Origin of the sequence: Rhodococcus globerulus NBRC 14531, from assembly GCF_001894805.1 — a bacterium.
GTDB classification, from domain to species: domain Bacteria; phylum Actinomycetota; class Actinomycetes; order Mycobacteriales; family Mycobacteriaceae; genus Rhodococcus_F; species Rhodococcus_F globerula.
Window position 1 is genome coordinate 169,631 of the sequence record NZ_BCWX01000005.1, and the last position, 17,496, is coordinate 187,126.

The 17,496-nt window shown below is 61.3% G+C and carries 12 protein-coding genes; 4 read left to right on the forward strand and 8 right to left on the reverse strand.

Going from position 1 to position 17,496, the window contains the following annotated elements; translation table 11 throughout:
- Positions 1-22: 22 nt before the first annotated feature.
- Positions 23-1,936: a glycosyltransferase gene (locus RG2_RS24525; RefSeq protein ID WP_033235163.1), complete on the reverse strand. Its 1,914-nt coding sequence runs from the start codon at positions 1,934-1,936 to the stop codon at positions 23-25.
- A complete protein-coding gene (gene glf / locus RG2_RS24530) occupies positions 1,933-3,147 on the reverse strand; it encodes a UDP-galactopyranose mutase (protein WP_033235164.1) in 1,215 nt (404 codons plus the stop codon). The genes RG2_RS24525 and glf overlap by 4 nt, the downstream gene beginning before the upstream one ends.
- A gap of 138 nt (positions 3,148-3,285) precedes the next feature.
- Here glf and RG2_RS24535 point away from each other — a divergent pair, with 138 nt between their 5' ends.
- On the forward strand, positions 3,286-3,852 hold the full coding sequence (locus RG2_RS24535) for a DUF3558 family protein (protein WP_033235165.1): 567 nt from the start codon (positions 3,286-3,288) through the stop codon (positions 3,850-3,852).
- 30 nt (positions 3,853-3,882) lie between these two features.
- On the opposite strand, the gene RG2_RS24540 is transcribed toward RG2_RS24535, so the two are convergent.
- The 3 genes from RG2_RS24540 to RG2_RS24550 all read right to left on the reverse strand — a co-directional run bounded on the left by RG2_RS24540 (position 3,883) and on the right by RG2_RS24550 (position 7,755).
- The gene (locus tag RG2_RS24540) at positions 3,883-5,034 is read right to left on the reverse strand and encodes an acyl-CoA dehydrogenase family protein (protein ID WP_033235166.1); all 1,152 of its coding nucleotides are present in this window, start codon (positions 5,032-5,034) and stop codon (positions 3,883-3,885) included.
- A 2-nt stretch (positions 5,035-5,036) separates the two neighbouring features.
- Positions 5,037-6,218, reverse strand: a complete 1,182-nt coding sequence (locus tag RG2_RS24545) for a thiolase family protein (protein WP_033235240.1) — start codon at positions 6,216-6,218, stop codon at positions 5,037-5,039.
- Between the two features lie 142 nt (positions 6,219-6,360).
- Entirely contained in the window at positions 6,361-7,755 is a 1,395-nt protein-coding gene (locus RG2_RS24550; protein WP_033235167.1) for an amino acid permease, read from the reverse strand.
- Between the two features lie 155 nt (positions 7,756-7,910).
- Here RG2_RS24550 and RG2_RS32450 point away from each other — a divergent pair, with 155 nt between their 5' ends.
- Both RG2_RS32450 and RG2_RS24560 read left to right on the forward strand, forming a co-directional pair.
- Positions 7,911-8,441, forward strand: coding sequence for a PucR family transcriptional regulator ligand-binding domain-containing protein (locus RG2_RS32450; RefSeq protein ID WP_033235168.1), 531 nt, complete (start codon positions 7,911-7,913; stop codon positions 8,439-8,441).
- 521 nt (positions 8,442-8,962) lie between these two features.
- On the forward strand, positions 8,963-10,639 hold the full coding sequence (locus RG2_RS24560; RefSeq protein ID WP_033235241.1) for a DUF262 domain-containing protein: 1,677 nt from the start codon (positions 8,963-8,965) through the stop codon (positions 10,637-10,639).
- A gap of 524 nt (positions 10,640-11,163) precedes the next feature.
- Here the strand turns inward: RG2_RS24560 and RG2_RS24565 are convergent.
- Both RG2_RS24565 and RG2_RS24570 read right to left on the reverse strand, forming a co-directional pair.
- Positions 11,164-11,898 carry a lysophospholipid acyltransferase family protein gene (locus RG2_RS24565; RefSeq protein WP_033235169.1) on the reverse strand — a complete coding sequence of 245 codons (735 nt, stop codon included), beginning with the start codon at positions 11,896-11,898 and terminating at the stop codon, positions 11,164-11,166.
- Positions 11,899-11,902: 4 nt separating this feature from the next.
- Positions 11,903-12,658: a lysophospholipid acyltransferase family protein gene (locus tag RG2_RS24570; RefSeq protein ID WP_033235242.1), complete on the reverse strand. Its 756-nt coding sequence runs from the start codon at positions 12,656-12,658 to the stop codon at positions 11,903-11,905.
- Between the two features lie 167 nt (positions 12,659-12,825).
- On the opposite strand from RG2_RS24570, the gene RG2_RS24575 reads away from it, so the two are divergent.
- The gene (locus tag RG2_RS24575; RefSeq protein ID WP_033235170.1) at positions 12,826-14,373 is read left to right on the forward strand and encodes an MBL fold metallo-hydrolase; all 1,548 of its coding nucleotides are present in this window, start codon (positions 12,826-12,828) and stop codon (positions 14,371-14,373) included.
- Between the two features lie 86 nt (positions 14,374-14,459).
- On the opposite strand, the gene RG2_RS24580 is transcribed toward RG2_RS24575, so the two are convergent.
- On the reverse strand, positions 14,460-17,447 hold the full coding sequence (locus RG2_RS24580) for a beta strand repeat-containing protein (RefSeq protein WP_051730588.1): 2,988 nt from the start codon (positions 17,445-17,447) through the stop codon (positions 14,460-14,462).
- Positions 17,448-17,496: the final 49 nt, after the last annotated feature.

A 17,496-nucleotide genomic window follows, 5' to 3' on the forward strand; every position in this document is an offset into this window, starting at 1 on the left:
TACAGCCTCAGGAGATACAGCCTCAGGAGATACCGAAGACACGTTCCCACCTTTCCGTGCTGGTCAGTGAAGGAACGGCATCCTGGTACTGCTTCTTCAGTTCGGGGAACCTGGCAGCGAGTTCGCGGCGCAACCGGGTGGCTTCCTTGAGCAGTTCGAGTGCCTGCTTGGGGTTGCGCTTGCGGTAGACGACTCCGCGGCCGTCGGCGGTGGTGACGGTGACGCCGTCCACCTGCGAGAGCAGGAACCAGCGGGCGTCGATGGTCGGCACGTTGAGCTGGGGTCGCTCGAGGTGTTCGGCCTTGGCCGGCTTCACGTTGTGAACGGCGGCCCGAAGGACTCGGGTCACCTTCGCGACGGTGGTGAGCGGCAAGCTCACGTCTCCGACGTCGGCACCTGACGGCAGTGGCAGTTCCGTCGACGACGGCAGTACGACGGCGTCGGAGAATTCCTTGCGCTGGGCGTGTACCTCACCGAGTGCGGTCGGCAGCATGTTCGCGACGTGCTCGGGGCCGGCGAGGAAGTCGGCGATGGCCTTGTTCTGGATTGCGACGGTGGAGTACTCGAGGCACAGCAGGTGCTTGAGCGTTGCCTTCACCGTGTTGACCACGAGGCCGCGTCCGTTGCCCGGCATGTGCAGTGCGGCAACCACGAGACGGTTGCGGAGGTGGAAGTACGCCTGCCAGTCGATGGCGTCGTCCTTGTCGCTCCACGCCATGTGCCAGATCGCGGCACCCGGAAGTGTGACGGTCGGGTAGCCGGCTTTTTTTGCGCGCAAACCGTATTCGCAGTCGTCCCACTTGATGAAGAGCGGGAGGGGCTGCTTGATTTCTTCGGCGACCTGGCGCGGGATCATGCACATCCACCAGCCGTTGAAGTCGACGTCGATGCGGCGGTGCAGAAGCTTCGATTCGCGCAGCGGCTTCTTCGAGAAGTCGTGGTCGTATTCGACGTTCGGCGCTGCGGTCCACATGAAGATGCCGCGGTTGACCACTTCACCCATCACGTGGAGGTGGCTGCGTTCCTGCAGGTTGAGCATCTGGCCGCCCACCAGCATCGGCGATTTCGCGAACCGCGAGAAGGACAGGGCGCGCAGGATCGAGTCGGGTTCGATCTCGATGTCGTCGTCCATGAACAGGATGTGCTGGCACGACGTGTTCTTGAGTGCCTCGTACATGATTCGGCTGTATCCGCCGGAGCCGCCGAGGTTGCCCTGATCGTGAATGGTGAGCCGATCACCAAGCGCTGCAGCAGCTTCGGCGAATCCTGGCTCGTCGCGCACCTTGCGGGTGCCCTGATCCGGCATGATGACTGCCTTGATCACGTCGGACACCAGCGGATCGGATGCCAGCGCGGCAAGTGCCTTCACGGCGTCCGTCGGGCGGTTGAACGTCGGAATACCCACGGCGACAGTCGCTTCGCCGGGAGCCTCGACGGGGGCGTACCAGCCGCCACTCTCGACAACCACGGCCGAATCGGTAGTGATGTCGAACCAGATCCAGCCACCGTCTTCGAACGGAGCAAGCTCGACGTCGAATTCCAGAGCTGCATCACCGTCGGCAAATTCTTTGCCTTCCACGTGAATTCGCGAGGAATCCGCCTTGGAACGGTAGATGTCGACGCGGCCGTGGCCGGACAGTTCCAGACGCAGGACCACCGATTTCAGGATGGACCAGCGTCGCCAGTAGCTGGCGGGGAAAGCGTTGAAGTACGTGGCAAACGAGACCTCGGTCTCGGCGCCGAGCGCTACCGACGTGCGCGAAGTCGAGTGCGCCCGCCGGCTGTTGGACCAGGACTCTTCCAAGTAGAGCGTGCGCACGTCGAGCGGTTCACCGGCGCGCGGCAGGATGATCCGCTGGAGCAGCGACTTACCGAGGTAACTCACCTCGTCCCCCGCGTCGGCGTTCTCACCCTCGAGCAGATGACGTGCGTTCATTCGCTCTCCCCTGCCAATTCCGCACCCGATTCCAGATGCGGCCGCAAGGTGTTCTCGAACATCGTCAGCGCACTGGCGATAGCCATGTGCATGTCGAGGTACTGGTAGGTACCCAGGCGGCCACCGAACAGCACCTTGTTGTCAGCGGTTTCCGCCTTGGCGCGTGAGCGGTACGCGGCGAGCTTGGCGCGATCCTCCGGCGTGTTGATCGGGTAGTACGGCTCGTCGGTCGACTCGGCGAAGCGTGAGAACTCGCGCATGATGACGGTCTTGTCGGCCGGGTACTCGCGTTCCGGGTGGAAGTGGCGGAACTCGTGGATGCGGGTGAACGGGACGTCCGCGTCGTTGTAGTTCATGACCGGGGTGCCCTGGAAGTCGCCGACTGGCAGAACTTCGGTCTCGAAGTCGAGGGTGCGCCAGCCCAGCTCACCTTCGGAGTAGTCGAAGTAGCGGTCGAGCGGGCCGGTGTAGATGACGGGTGCGTCGGGGTTGGCGCTGCGCAGCTCGTCCCGGACGTCGAAGTAATCGGTGTTCAGACGGACCTCGATCTTGGGGTCCGTGACCATGTTCTCGAGCCACGCGGTGTAGCCGCCGACGGGCAGGCCCTCGTACGTGTCGTTGAAGTAGCGGTTGTCGAAGTTGTAGCGGACCGGCAGGCGGCTGATGTTGGCCGCGGGCAGCTCCGTGGGATCGGTCTGCCATTGCTTGGCGGTGTAGTCACGCACAAAGGCTTCGTACAGAGGGCGGCCGATCAGCGAGATCGCCTTCTCCTCGAGGTTGGAGGCGTCCTTCGCATCGATCTCGCTGGACTGTTCCGCGATGAGCGCGCGTGCCTCTTCGGGCGTGAAGTACCGCCCGAAGAACTGCGAGACGAGGCCCAATCCCATGGGGAACTGGTAGGCCTGGCCCTTGTGCAGCGCAAAGACGCGGTGCTGGTAGTTCGTGAATTCCGTGAACTGGGTGACGTAGTCCCAGACCTTCTTGTTGGAAGTGTGGAACAGATGCGCTCCGTACTTGTGGATCTCGATGCCTGTCTCCGGCTCGGGCTCGGAGTAGGCATTGCCACCCAGGTGGTGACGGCGATCCAGAACCAGCACTCGCTTACCCAACTGGGTGGCGGCGCGCTCGGCGATGGTCAGCCCGAAGAATCCCGAACCGACGACGATGAGGTCGTACTGAGCAAGGGCGGTCTCTGAATTTGCAGCGGTCACGATGAACCAGGGTATCGGACCTGATCTACCGGGGGCGTATTAGCAGTCGTGATCACACCCGCTGTGGAACCGATACCCCGGTCCGATGCGTCCAAGCACGTGGGCTGCCCGGGTGGGCAGCGGGAGGTGGGGCCCAACATGACACGCATAGCCGGAGCGCTGATGCTGGCGACCGTTCTGATCTCGGTGGTGACCGGATGTGGTCGCAGCGTCGAAGGGACTGCGAGGGCGCAGGCGGCAACGGCCACGCTCGAACAGTCCCCAACCGCCACCACGTCGTCGCCCGAACCAGCAGCCGACGACGGTTTGTGCAACATTCCCGACGACGTCGCGACGGAGTTGAACGTCGACAAGTCCACCGCTGAGCGGTCGATGGAATCGGCTACCACGCTGCTGGACGACTGCGCGTGGCGTGGCCCGGATTTCGAGTTGCGAATCGCGAGCTACGACGTTGTTGCGGCCCCCTTTGCAGCGCGTCTTGCGCAGGAAGTCTCAGCCGACAGCAAAGAAATCACCATCGGCACACATCAGGCATTTGTTCTCACCCAATCCGAGGAGGAGTTCGAACCCGGCTGCGTGATCGTCCTGGACATGATGGACAACAGCATCGTGGTCATCAGGGAAGACGACACCTACATCAGTCGCGCCAGCATGTGTTCTCGCGTCCGTTCTGCCGCCACCGCTATCGAAGACGCCCTGGAGTGAGATGGCCAGGACGTCCTCGAGAGCTGGCGTCTACAGACTCTTTGCGATGATTCCCTTCATCACTTCGTTGGCGCCGGCGTAGATCTTCTGCACGCGGGAGTCTTCGTACATGCGCGCGATCGGGTATTCGCGCATGTAGCCGTAGCCGCCGTAGAGCTGAACACAACGGTCGACGACGGCACACTGCTGCTCGGTGAGCCAGTACTTGACCATCGCTGCGTCCGCACCGTCGAGCTCACCGTTGAGGTGATCCTCGATGCAATTGTCGAGGAATACGCGGCAGGTGCGGGCGATGGTCTGACATTCAGCAAGTTCGAATGCTGTGTTCTGGAACTCGAAGAGGCTGTGCCCGAACGCTTGACGCGCCTTGGTGTACGCGACGGTCTCCTCGACGGCCCGCTCGATGGTGCCGATGGCCTGAGCGCCGATGATGAGACGCTCTTGCACCAGCTGCGCCATCAGCTGACCGAAGCCGAGGCCTTCGGACTCGCCCAGGAGATTCGAGACGGGAACGCGGACGTCGGTGAAGGACAGCTCCGACGTGTCGGCTCCGTGCTGGCCGACCTTGTCGAGCACGCGGCCCACCGCAAAGCCTTCGCAGTCACGCAGATCGACGATCAAGAGCGAGACGCCCTTGGCGCCGGCCTTGGGGTCCGTCTTGACGGCCAGCACGATCATGTCGGCGCTGCCACCGTTGGTGATGAAGGTCTTCGACCCGTTCACCACGTAGTGGTCACCGTCGCGGATAGCCGACGTCGTGATGGCCTTGAGGTCGGAACCTGTTCCCGGCTCGGTCATTCCGATGGCGCCGAGGATTTCGCCCGTCGCCATGCCCGGCAGCCACGCCTGCTTCTGCTCTTCGTTGCCGTACTCGAGCACGTAGTGCGCGACGATGCCACTGTGCACGGAGTTACCAAGCGCGTAGTCGCCGCAATACCCCTGCGCCTCGAAGACCGCGAGGTCGTGCGCAAAGGTTCCGCCGCCCCCGCCGTACTCCTCGGGAATTGAGCAGCACAGCAGGCCGAGCTTGCCGGCTTCGAGCCACACGGAACGGTCGACGCGATGCTGAGCGTCCCACTGCTCACGCTTGGCGATCAGCTCACGATCGAAGAAACCGCGGGCCAGTTCGGCGACTGCGGTGATCTCGTCGTCGTACCACGACGGCTTGCGCTTGGTTCCCATGATCAGACTCGCTTGAGCAGGGCTGCGAGGGCCTGGCCGCCGCCGATGCACATGGTGACGATGCCGAATTCGAGATCGCGGCGGACCATGTCGCGGGCAGCGCGCAGGGTAAGGATCGCGCCGGTTGCGCCGACGGGGTGTCCGAGGGCGATGGCGCCGCCGTACGGGTTGGTCTTCTCCGGGTCGAGGCCGGCGTCACGGATGACAGCGATGGCCTGCGAGGCAAACGCCTCGTTGACCTCGGCGGTGCCGATGTCGGACGGCTTCAAACCTGTTTGTGCAAAGAGCTTTTCGAGGGCGAGCACGGGAGCGTAGCCCATCAGGCCTGGCTCCATGGCTGCCGTCGTGACGGCTTCGAGGGTGACCAGACCGGTCAGGCCGCGCTTGGCTGCCTCGGTGCCGGTCGCGAGAACGAGGGCTGCGGCGCCGTCGTTGATGCCCGACGCGTTACCGGCGGTGACGGAGCCGCCCTCTTCGAATGCGGGGCGGAGCTTCGCGAGGGTTTCCATCGTGGTGCCGGGCTTGGGGTGCTCGTCCTCGGTGATGGTGACGGAGCGACGGCCACCGGTTTCGACGGCGGTGATCTCCTCGGCGAAAGCGGCCTTTGCGGCGTCGGTGGCTGCGCGTCGCTGCGATTCGACGGCAAACTCGTCCTGCTGCTCGCGGCTGACGCCGTACTTACGGGCGACGGCTTCGGCGGTGCGGCCCATGTGGGCGTTGCTGAAGGGGTCGGTGAGCATCGCGACGGTGCCGTCGACGAGACCGTGATCGCCCAACTTGAAGCCGGCGCGGGCGGAGAAATCGTAGAACGGCATACGGGACATGCTCTCGTCGCCGCCGGCGAGCGTGATGGCGGCAGCGCCCCAGCGCATCTGCATTGCTGCCGACCAGATTGCCTGCAGACCGCTGCCACACAGGCGGTTGACGGTGTAGGCGGGAACGTTCTCGGGCAGTCCGGCTGCGATGCCGACGCGGCGCGCGTTGTAGGCGTCTGGGCCGACCTGGCCGATGCAGCCCATGACAACCTCGTCGATGTCCTCGGGTGCAACGCCGGCGCGGGTCAGCGCGGCCTTGGCAGCCGTGGCGCCGAGCTCGTGTGCGGGGACGTCCTTGAAGACGCCACCGAAGCTACCGACCGGGGTGCGAGCCCCGTCGACGATGACGATCGGTTCGGGTGTGGTCATGATTGTCCCCATCTGCTGTGCGCACGGCGCTCGAAATTCTCGGTCCGTGGCCGATACTAGGACATCTAAGTATCGCGCAGATGGGGACGTAGGCGTCAGGCCTTTGTAGTGACTGCCGCTGTTGTCGTTTCCACCGTTGGGGTTACCTCTGCCGGGGCGGCCCGGTCTTGTTGTCGTCCGTCTTGTCGTCGTTGCGGTAGCGGTAGAGCCCGATGCCCACGAGGATCGCCGCAAGACCAAGGGACACGAACATCTGGCTACGGGTCGAGTCGAGGACGACCATGCCGATGCAGAGCGCGATGATCGCGGCAATGGTGGCGTAGGTGAGGTACGGGAAGAGCCACATCTTCAGTTCCAGTTCCTGGCCCGACGCTTCGAGCTTCCGACGAGTTCGCAACTGGGACACGGAGATAACGAGCCACACGAAGAGCGCGATCGCACCGGAGGAGTTCACGAGGAACAGGAACACCTTGTCCGGGGACAGGTAGTTCATGCCAACCGTCAGGAATCCGACGATGGTCGAGACCAGCACGGCGCGCATCGGGACGCCGGTCTTCTCGATGCGGGAGAGCGACTTCGGGGCGTCGCCGCGTCCGGCGAGGGAGAAGATCATGCGGCTTGCGGTGTACAGGCCGGAGTTCAGGCAGGACAGGACGGAGGTGAGAACAACGACGTCCATGATGTTGCCCGCGGCCGGGATGCCGTACGAGTCCATGACTGCGACGTAGGGGCTGAGTGCGACAGATGCGCTGTCCCACGGCAGCAGGGTGACGACAACGGCGATCGAGCCGATGTAGAAGATGAGGATTCGCCACACGACGGATTTGACGGCTGCACGAACAGCTTCGAGCGGATTAGCCGATTCACCAGCGGCAATGGTGGCGATTTCAGCTCCGAAGAACGAGAACACCACCACAAGGACTGCGGCAAGCATGGCTCCCGTGCCGTTGGGCAGGAACCCGCCGTGGCCGGTCAGGTTGGTCATGCCTGGTGCTTCGACGCCGGGCATCCACCCGCAGATCGCGACGACACCCATGCCGAGGAACGCGATGATGGCAACAACTTTGATGGACGCGAACCAGAACTCGAACTCACCGAACGACTTGACCGAGATGATGTTGGTCAAGGTCAGCACGATCATCAGAATCAGTGCCCAGGTCCATTGCGGAACACCTGGTACCCATCGGTTCATGATGAGAGCGCCTGCGGTGGCCTCGATTCCGAGGACGATGATCCAGAACCACGCGTACAGCCAGCCGATGGAGAAGCCGGCCCAGCGGCCGATGGCCTTGTCTGCGTACGAGGAGAACGACCCGGTTTCCGGGGACGCTGCCGACATCTCACCGAGCATGCGCATCACGAGGATGACGACGACGCCGGCAAGTGCGTAGGAAATCAGGACGCCTGGGCCCGTTTCCTGGATCGCCACGCCGGAGCCGACAAACAGTCCGGCCCCAATGACGCCTGCGATCGCGATCATCGACAGGTGCCGCTTCTTCAGCGTGTGCTGAAGCGCGGGTTGGTCCGTACTGGACATCGAAACTCCTTGTGGGATTCTCCGGTGGGATTCTGGTGGCGCTTTTTGGCTAGCGCCAGTGTCGGACCTCGAACCCCCTCGCGACAGGCTCCACTTTGTACAAACGTGACCGCAGGCACTACATAGTGGCGCGAACAAGGTGCCAGACTGAACCCATGCCCATCACCCTGCGCCAGCTCTGCGCGACCGAACAGTTCGGCCTGCGAGTACTGGCCGGGCAAGACCAGCTCGACCGCACCCTGACCTGGGCACATGTCTCCGAACTCCCCGACCCGACGCCCTTCCTCGACGGCGGCGAATTACTCCTCATCACCGGGGTGTCGCTACCCATGACGGCCGCGGGAACAACCCGATTCGTGCGGACCCTGGTGGGCGTCGGAATTGCCGGAATCGGTTTCGGAACCGGCCTCGGATACGAGGAAGTACCGCAGGCTCTCGTGGATGCGGCCACACGTTTCAACGTGCCTCTTCTCGACGTCGAAGGATCGCTCCCCGAACCGGTTCCTCCCGTACATATTTGCGTACTTGCTGCAGATCGAAGAACGGTAGCGATCCGATTGCAACCTGCTGCAGCGAAGCGAGTACCTGCCCCGGGACGCGGTGGAACCCGAAGGTGCGCACTCCGCCCTCGAGACCCAACTTCCGCTGGACTTTCGCCTGACGCCGCTCGAATCCACGCCGACTAGCCGAGTCGTCACGTGGTTTATATGTCACCGGCGGCAATTTCGCGCTGATACCGCTTGTGGTGAGGAACGAACTGTAGTGAGGCGCGATGACCGTGTCCCGGTTGACCGCACCGAAACCGGCCTGCGCGAGACCGCGATCGAGGCCGTCGAGCCAACCCGATTTCGGGTCGCCGTCACCAATTCCGTGCAGAAAAACAATCTTCACAACCGCGTTCCTCTCGAGGTTCGAACCCTGATATCGCCGTAGCTCATGCCGCTATTCACTACAAGAGTTGGAGAGAGGTGAGGACCAGTGGCAATCTCATCCGAGTTCTTAGCGCTTAGCCGTTCAATACCGTACCGAGCACGTCCGACACTTTCCCAACCAGCTGGCAAAATCTCGTTCACAACAGTGACATGGCAGGTAGATCAATTAACGAGAGCGACCCGCTTGATGTGTCGGAGAAGATTCCGTTGCGGATTTACTCCGCATGCCACTCGGCGGCGGTAACGATGCATTACTCATACGAGATGATACGAAAGTGAAACAGTTGGAAGCGCATGAGGTACCCCTCCGCAAAGTGTTCTGCAGTGACTACGATTTCCGGATCCCGGAGTACCAACGTCCATATTCCTGGGGGACAGAGCAAGCCTGTCAACTACTCGAAGACCTGACAGAAGCCCTCGACCGAGGACCCGACGAACCGTATTTCTTAGGCTCGGTAGTCCTCGTGAAGTCGAGCGACGAAACCTCTGCCGATGTCATCGACGGCCAACAACGTCTCACCACCCTGACGATTCTGCTAGCGGTACTGCGCGACCTCACTACCGATTCAGGCCTTGCCCGTGAACTCGAAGTGATGCTCCAAGAACCGGGCAGCAAAGTCCAGGGACTGGCATCAAAGCCACGACTGACCCTCCGCGACCGGGACACAGAATTCTTCACCCAGCACGTCCAGAATCCCGGTCAACTCCAGGCACTCTTTGCACGTAAACCGGAAACACTGGCAACCGACGCGCAACGATCAATCCATGCCAACGCGAAAGCACTATGGGAATTGCTTCACTCGCGCGACGAGAATGCCCGTCTCGGCCTCGTACAATTGCTCGGGCAAAAGACATTCCTCGTCATCGTGACCACACCTGATCTCAACAGTGCACACCGAATCTTCTCCGTCATGAATGCGAGAGGACTCGACCTCTCCCCGGCCGACATCTTCAAATCACAAGTCGTCGGAGCAATACCGGAAGTCTTGTCCAAGGTCTACGCAGACAAATGGGAAGATGCCGAGGCCACTCTCGGCCACGACGATTTCGGTGATCTGTTTCTCCATATCCGGATGATCTTCTCCAAGGAACGTGGAAAACGGGAACTACTCAAGGAATTTCCCGAACAAGTTCTCAATGCGTATCTCCCGGATCGCGCTACAGAATTCGTCGACGACATCGTCGTCCCCTACGCCAACGCCTACGCACAGATGCGAGATCACTCGTACACCGCCGCCCACGGCGCCGACCTGATCAATGCATGGTTCCGACGGCTCGACAAGATCGAGAACAACGACTGGCGACCCGTCGCGCTCTGGGCTCTGCGCCACCACAGCGACGAACCCGCATGGCTTGATGCCTTCCTCAAACAGCTCGAACGACTCGCCGCCAGCATGCTGGTCCGTCATGTGTACAACACACCCCGTGTCCGGCGATACGCGGAAATACTGCGTGAACTCGATGCCGGTGCCGGACTGAATGCGCCTTCCTTTGATCTCACTTCAAGAGAGATCGAGGAAACTCTCCAGGGGTTGGAAGGCGACATCTACCTCTACACCAAAGGACGCCGCTACATCCTCCTGAGACTGGACGAGGCATTGGCGAAAAGCCCAGGCGTGCGATACGAGCATCGCCTCATTACCGTCGAACACGTACTCCCCCAGAACCCCAGTCCTGGATCGCAGTGGCTGAACGATTTCACCAACAAGGAACGCCAGGAGTGGACACACCGCCTCGCGAACCTTGTTCTGCTGAACCAGGCCAAGAACTCCGAAGCGCAGAACTTCGACTTCGAGAAGAAGAAATCGAAGTATTTCACTGGTAAGCGCGGAGTGGCGACATTCGCACTGACGAGCCAAGTACTCAGTGAACCGGAATGGACCCCCACAACCATGCAAGACCGGCAGAAGACCCTATTAGGAGCACTGCGGGACGAATGGGATCTCGCCTAATCAGAGGCGAACACCTGGATCAGACAACCAATCTGCGCCGGAACGATCTGTAGAGAACCAGTTATCTGCAGCGCACACTCCACTAATCCACCACGGCAAGCCCCTCTGCTCGATCGTCCATTCGATCGGGCAGAGGGCGAGGACCACCATGCATTTCACAATGCCAAGATCATCAGATGTGAGCGATACCCGTATCTTCATCACCGAGGTGACCGCCAGTGCCTATTGTTTACAGCGAAAAATCATCCGTTACAACAGTTTCGAGGTATCTAGCGTCGACCGAGCCGAGGAAGAAGTAGATGCGTTTGCGCACCTACAAAGCCAATATCCCCGCTCACCTCGACTTTCGGCCCTTCCAGAATACGAGGGTAAATCGTCCACACCGATGGCTCGCCCACTGCCCAAGAGTTGCGAAGATCATCGAAAACCGCAGTAAGAAAAATTGGGTCGTCGAACAGACAATGCCCTCACTGTCCCCACCACCACCGAAGACAGGCCCACGCGACCAAGCAATGGTGGTTGGTTCAGAGTGCCCGCTTCGCGCGATCCGCCATATCCATTGCCGCAGCTTCCTCCGGAGTGGGCGCTCCTCCACCGAGCCGGCGCGGGACCCAGTACCCACCAGGCTCATGAGCAAACCCATCCTGAACGTGATGCAAGATGGCATCCATCTCGATCCGCAGGATTTCGGTAAGTGCGTCCGCCGGTTCTACCGGATCAATGGGCGCCCCAACTTCCACGGAGATCGGAAAGTGGTTGCGGCCCAAATTCTTCGGTCCGCCTTTTGTTACCAACCGCTGCGCGCCCCAGACGATCACGGGAATGATCGGCACATTCGCTTCGATCGCCATCCGCGCTGCACCGGACTTGAATTCCTTGATCTCGAAGCTCCGGCTGATTGTCGCTTCCGGATACACCCCAACCAATTCGCCACGACGCAACCCGTCGACGCCGACCTGGAAGGCCGCGGCACCCGCCGAGCGATCCACTTCGATGACGCCGCACCCGCGCATGAGGAACGCGAGAACCTTGTTGTTCGCCAATTCCGTTTTGGCCATCACCCGAAGCTTCCGCTTCGACTCGCGCACGGCAAGGGCCGCATGGATGAAGTCCAGGTAGCTCGTGTGGTTGATCGCAATAACAGCTCCGCCGGTACGCGGAACGTTCTCGGTGCCGGTTCTGGTGACCGCCAAACCCTGTAGACGGCAGAGAACACGCGCGGTGGTCTCGACTGCCGTGTACACGGGTTCGGCGGTCACGGGCTCAGCCTTCCGACTTGCGGGCCTCGCGTGCTTTTGCCTTGGCCTCGACCTCTTCGGCATCCATTTTGTCTGCCTGTTCGAGGGTGGGCGCGCTACCACCCAATCGTGCGGGTACCCAGTACTCGCCTGCGGGATGCTGGTAACCCTTCTGAGCTTCGAGCAGCAGTTCCTGCATCGTCGTGCGCAGTTTGGCCGTCAGCTCACTGGCCGGTTCGAAAGGCTGGATGGGCTCGCCGACGGCAATGGAGATCGGAGTATTGGTGCGGCCCAACCGCTTCGGGTAGCCCTTGGTCCACACTCGCTGTGCACCCCAGATCGCGACGGGGATGATGGGAACACCGGCCTCGATTGCCATGCGGGCAGCACCGGACTTGAATTCCTTGATCTCGAAGCTCCGACTGATCGTGGCTTCCGGATATACGCCGACCAGTTCGCCGCGCTTGAGGAAATCGACGGCCGCCTTGTAGGAATCAGCACCCGCGCCACGGTCGACGGGGATGTGCTTGAGGGCGCGCATGATGGGCCCGGAAATCTTGTTGTCGAAAACTTCCTTCTTGGCCATGAACCGGATGTACCGCTTCGGGGTGCGCGCCGGCAGACCCGCGTAGGTGAAGTCCATGTATCCGGTGTGGTTGATCGCGATCACCGCACCACCGGTTGCGGGGATATTCCGATCGCCCTGAACCGAGAACTTCAGGCCTTCGAACGCGAAGACGGTACGGGCGATGCCGATGACTGTTCTGTATACGGGGTCCACAGGTTCCCAGCCTAGCGGTGAACCCGTGATCTGACCCACCGCGTGGGCGCGTGTTTCCGGTGGTGACGTCGGGTTATCCGCGATGCCCAGGGGTTGCCTGATCAAACCCGCTGCGCGGAGGGCCTACCCTGGTACCGTCGCTCAGCACATTTTCAGGAGGCATACCAGTGCAGGTCACCAGCGTCGGTCACGCCGGATTCCACATTCAGACGACCGCAGGCTCGATCCTGTGCGATCCGTGGGTCAACCCCGCGTATTTTGCGTCGTGGTTCCCGTTCCCGGATAACTCGGAGTTGGATTGGGACGCCATCGGTAATTGCGATTACCTGTACGTCTCGCACCTTCACAAGGATCATTTCGATCCCGAGAACCTGAGCAAGCACGTCAACAAGGACGCCACGGTCCTGCTGCCGGACTACCCGGTCCCGGACCTCAAGCGTGAGCTCGAGAAGCTCGGTTTCCACAAGTTCTTCGAAACCGAGGACTCCGTCAAGCACACCGTCTCGGGCCCCAAGGGTGACCTGGAGATCATGATCATTGCCTTGCGCGCCCCGGCTGACGGCCCGATCGGCGACTCCGGCATCGTGATTTCCGATGGCGAGACCACGTGCTTCAACATGAACGACGCGCGTCCGGTCGACATGGACGTCCTGGGCGAGCAGTTCGGCAAGATCGACATCCACCTTCTGCAGTACTCGGGTGCAATCTGGTACCCGATGGTCTACGACATCCCCAAGGGCACCAAGCGCAACTTCGGCAAGCAGAAGCGTCAGCGCGGCATGGATCGCTGCCGTAGCTACATCGAGCAGGTCGACGCCACCTGGGTCGTCCCGTCGGCCGGCCCGCCGGTATTCCTCGACGACGCTCTGCGTGACCTCAACGACGATCACGACGACGAGGGAAACATCTTCCCCGATCAGATCGTGTTCCTCGAGCAGATGCGCATCCACGGCAACAACGGCGGCCTGCTGATGATCCCCGGCTCGGTCGTGGATATTCATGGCAGTGAAGCTGTTCTGTCCCATCCGATTCCGGATGCAGAGGTCGACAAGATCTTCTCGAACAAGGCCGAGTACATCGAGAACATGGCCCAGAAGATGGCTCCCGTTCTCGCTGCCGAAAAGGCATCGTGGGCACCGGCCGAGGGTGAACCGCTCCTCGAAGCGATCAAGGCGAAGTTCGAGCCCATCATGGCGCAGTCGGACGTCATCTGCGACGGCATCGGCTACCCGGTCGGACTTGTCATGGGCGACGAGACGGTAGTCCTCGACTTCCCGAAGCGCCTCGTCCGCGAGCCCATCGACGGTGAAGGCAAGTACCGCTACGGATTCCGCATCGCACCCGAGTTGGTTCGCACCGTCCTGCGCGACGACGAACCCGACTGGGTCAACACCATCTTCCTCTCCACCCGCTTCCAGGCGTGGCGAGTGGGCGGATACAACGAGTTCCTGTACACGTTCTTCAAGTGCCTCACCGACGAGCGCATCGCCTACGCCGACGGCTGGTTCTCCGAAGCCCACGACGACACCGCGTCAATCGAGCTGGGCGGTTACGAGATTCAGCGTCGTTGCCCGCATTTGAAGGCCGACCTCACCAAATTCGGTGTGGTGGAAGGCAACAAGCTCACGTGCAACCTGCACGGCTGGCAGTGGGATCTCGAAACAGGCGCCTGCAAGACGTCCAAGGGACACGAGTTGCGCACCCGCAAGCTCTAGCCTCGACCTAGCCGAAAGTGGGGCTGCAGGTCGTCAGACCTGCAGCCCCACTTCATGTTACGGATGAGGAAAGTTCCACTTCTGCCCTACGAGCCGAAGATGTTACCCAGCGAACCCGATCCACCGGGTTCCGTACCCGCCTCAGTGACGTTGATCGTCGACCCGGTAGATTCCGACTCCTTCATCCCGGGACCACCACTGAACACCGCAGTGATCGAATGATTACCCGCAGTGGCGAAGGTGTGATCAAGAACAGCAACACCGTTGACCACGTCCACCGCTGCGCCCAACGGCACATTGCCCTCGAAGAACTGCACTGTGCCAACGCTGCCCAGCGGAGACACATTGGCCTTCAACTGAACACTCTTACCCACAACACCTGATGCCGGAACATTCAACGTTGTCGTCGTATCCACATCAGTCGGCGCTTCAACGGTCACATTGACCGTCTCCGCATTCGACGTCGAGCCGGCCAACGTACCGGAACCGCTGTACACCGCAGTCACCGTAACCGTGCCGACGGCGTTGAACGTGTGCGCCAACGTCGCTGCACCGTTAACTACAGGAACCGAACCAACGCTGACACCGTCAACCTTGAAGGTGACCGTGCCGCCCGACGGAGCCGGATCACCTGAAGGCTGACCGGAAACCGCAGCGGAAAGATCCAGTTCCACACCGACCTTCGCTTCACCCGCAACACTGAGCACCGTTGTCGAAGTCGTGTCGACAACCACTGCATCAGACACCGTCACCGTCGACGGACCCGCACTCGACGCCACAAAACCGGCGCCTGAGAAATCAGCCGTCACCGACTGCACACCCGCCGCAGCAAACGTGTGCGACAGAGTCGCAACACCATTCGACACCACAGCAGTACCAACCTCGACACCGCCAACCTTGAACGACACCGAACCCACAGCAGAAGCCGGAGCAACCGTCGCCGTCAAATCAACAGCAACACCCGTCGTCGCCGAAGCCGGAACCGTCAAACCCAGCGTCGTATCAACATCAACCGGAACCGGATCAGAGACCGTCACCGTCGACGGACCCGCACTCGACGCCACAAAACCGGCGCCTGAGAAATCCGCGGTCACCGACTGCACACCAGCAGCACCAAACGTGTGCGACAGAGTCGCAACACCATTCGACACAACAGCAGCACCAACCTCGACACCGCCGACCTTGAACGACACCGAACCCGCGGCGTTTGTCGGAGTAACGGTCGCGGTCCAATCAACAGCATCACCCGTCGTCGCCGCAGCCGGAACATTCAGCACCAAAGACGTTTCCACATCAGCCGGAACCGGATCAGAGACCGTCACCGTCGACGGACCCGCACTCGACGCCACAAAACCGGCACCCGAGAAATCCGCCGTCACCGACTGCACACCAGCAGAAGCAAACGTGTGCGAAAGAGTCGCAACACCATTCGACACCGAAGCGGTACCCACCTCGACACCGCCAACCTTGAACGACACTGAACCCACCGCAGAAGCCGGAGCAACCGTCGCCGTCAAATCAACAGCAACACCCGTCGTCACTGAAGCCGGAACACCCAGCACCAGAGACGTTTCCACATCAACCGGAACCGGATCAGACACCGTCACCGACAACGGACCCGCACTCGACGCCACAAAACCCACGCCTGAGAACTCTGCCGTCACCGACTGCACACCCGCAGCAGCAAACGTGTGCGACAAAGTCGCAACACCATTCGACACAGATGCAGTTCCAACCTCGGCACCGCCAACCTTGAACGACACCGAACCCACCGCAGAAGCCGGAGCAACGGTCGCCGTCAAATCAACAGCAACACCCGTCGTCGCAACAGACGGAACCGACAAACCCAACGTCGTATCAATATCAGGCGGAGCCAAGACGGTCACAGTGACCGGAGCTGAGATCGGACCGACGCCAACAGCATTCGCCGCAACGGCAGTCACGGTCAGGGTGCCGACCTCGCTGGTGACGATGTCACAGCTGAAAGCACCGGCAGCACCAGCAGTGACCTTGCACGTCTTCTCACCAGCTATGACAGTGACCTCCGAATTGGCCTCAGCAGTCCCGGAAACCGTCACAGTGCCGCCGACAACAACAGATGTCGGGTTCACGGTGATTGCGGTCGGCGCCGCAGGGGCGGTCGGCGCAGCTGCCACAGTCCCGGTCTGCGCGGCCGAGGTCGATACTGCGTTGGTGGCGTCGCTGAGGTACTTCGCGGTGATCGAGTACGGCTGGCCCGCGTCCGCGCCGGACGGGGTCCACGCGTAGGTAGCGGTGCCGTTGGCGATCGTGCCGGTACCGAGGAGGTTGCCGTTGTTCAAGAAGTCGACGTTGCCGGTGGCACCTGTTGTGACGGTGGCCGTCAGAGTCGAGGCTCGATCAGCCTGCGGTGCAGGCGCTACGGTGAGGCTGGTCTGCGTTGCAGCCTTTGCAACGGTGATAGACGGACCCGTATTGGCGGTTTCAGAGCCCGTACCCTGGTTCGCGCTGATGCCGGCGCCCGTTATCAAGGCGACGTCGCGGGCACAGTTCTGGCCGACGGTGTACTTGACCGTGTAGTCGATGTTCCGATCGACGGCGCTGCGGATCCACGATCCTGTCATGCTCACAGATGTGGAGGTCGAACTCGTGCCGACGCCATTTCCGGCGACTTTTGACGAATCCACGACGTAGGTGAGGCAGTCCGGGTGAATGTCCTTGAAGGCACTGATGGTCGGAGCGAGACCACCGTTCCAACGGATGTTGTTCGTGACGGTGATTGTTTCGCCGGGGACGGGCGTACCGTTGCTGATCGTTCGGTTGAATGTCCAACTGCCGGACGTCGTCGATGTGCTCACGGGCGCAGCGGACGCTGTCATGACGCCGAACGACGTCGCGAAGCCCACCGCCATCGCTGCGGTGCTGACGCCGGCTAACAACCGGCGTAACTTCCTGTCTTTCATGTACTTCGAGCCCTCTCTTGCGATGCGCTGACTGGACGGAACAACCGCCGCAGCCAGTGCCACAGCAGCAGTTGAGCTGAATCCGAATCTGCTTTGCGCAGCAGAAGGGAAGCCCACCCAGCGAGCCGACATTTTGGTTAGGAACTGTTGATCAAAAGTTGAATCACAGAGTAGCTAGAAA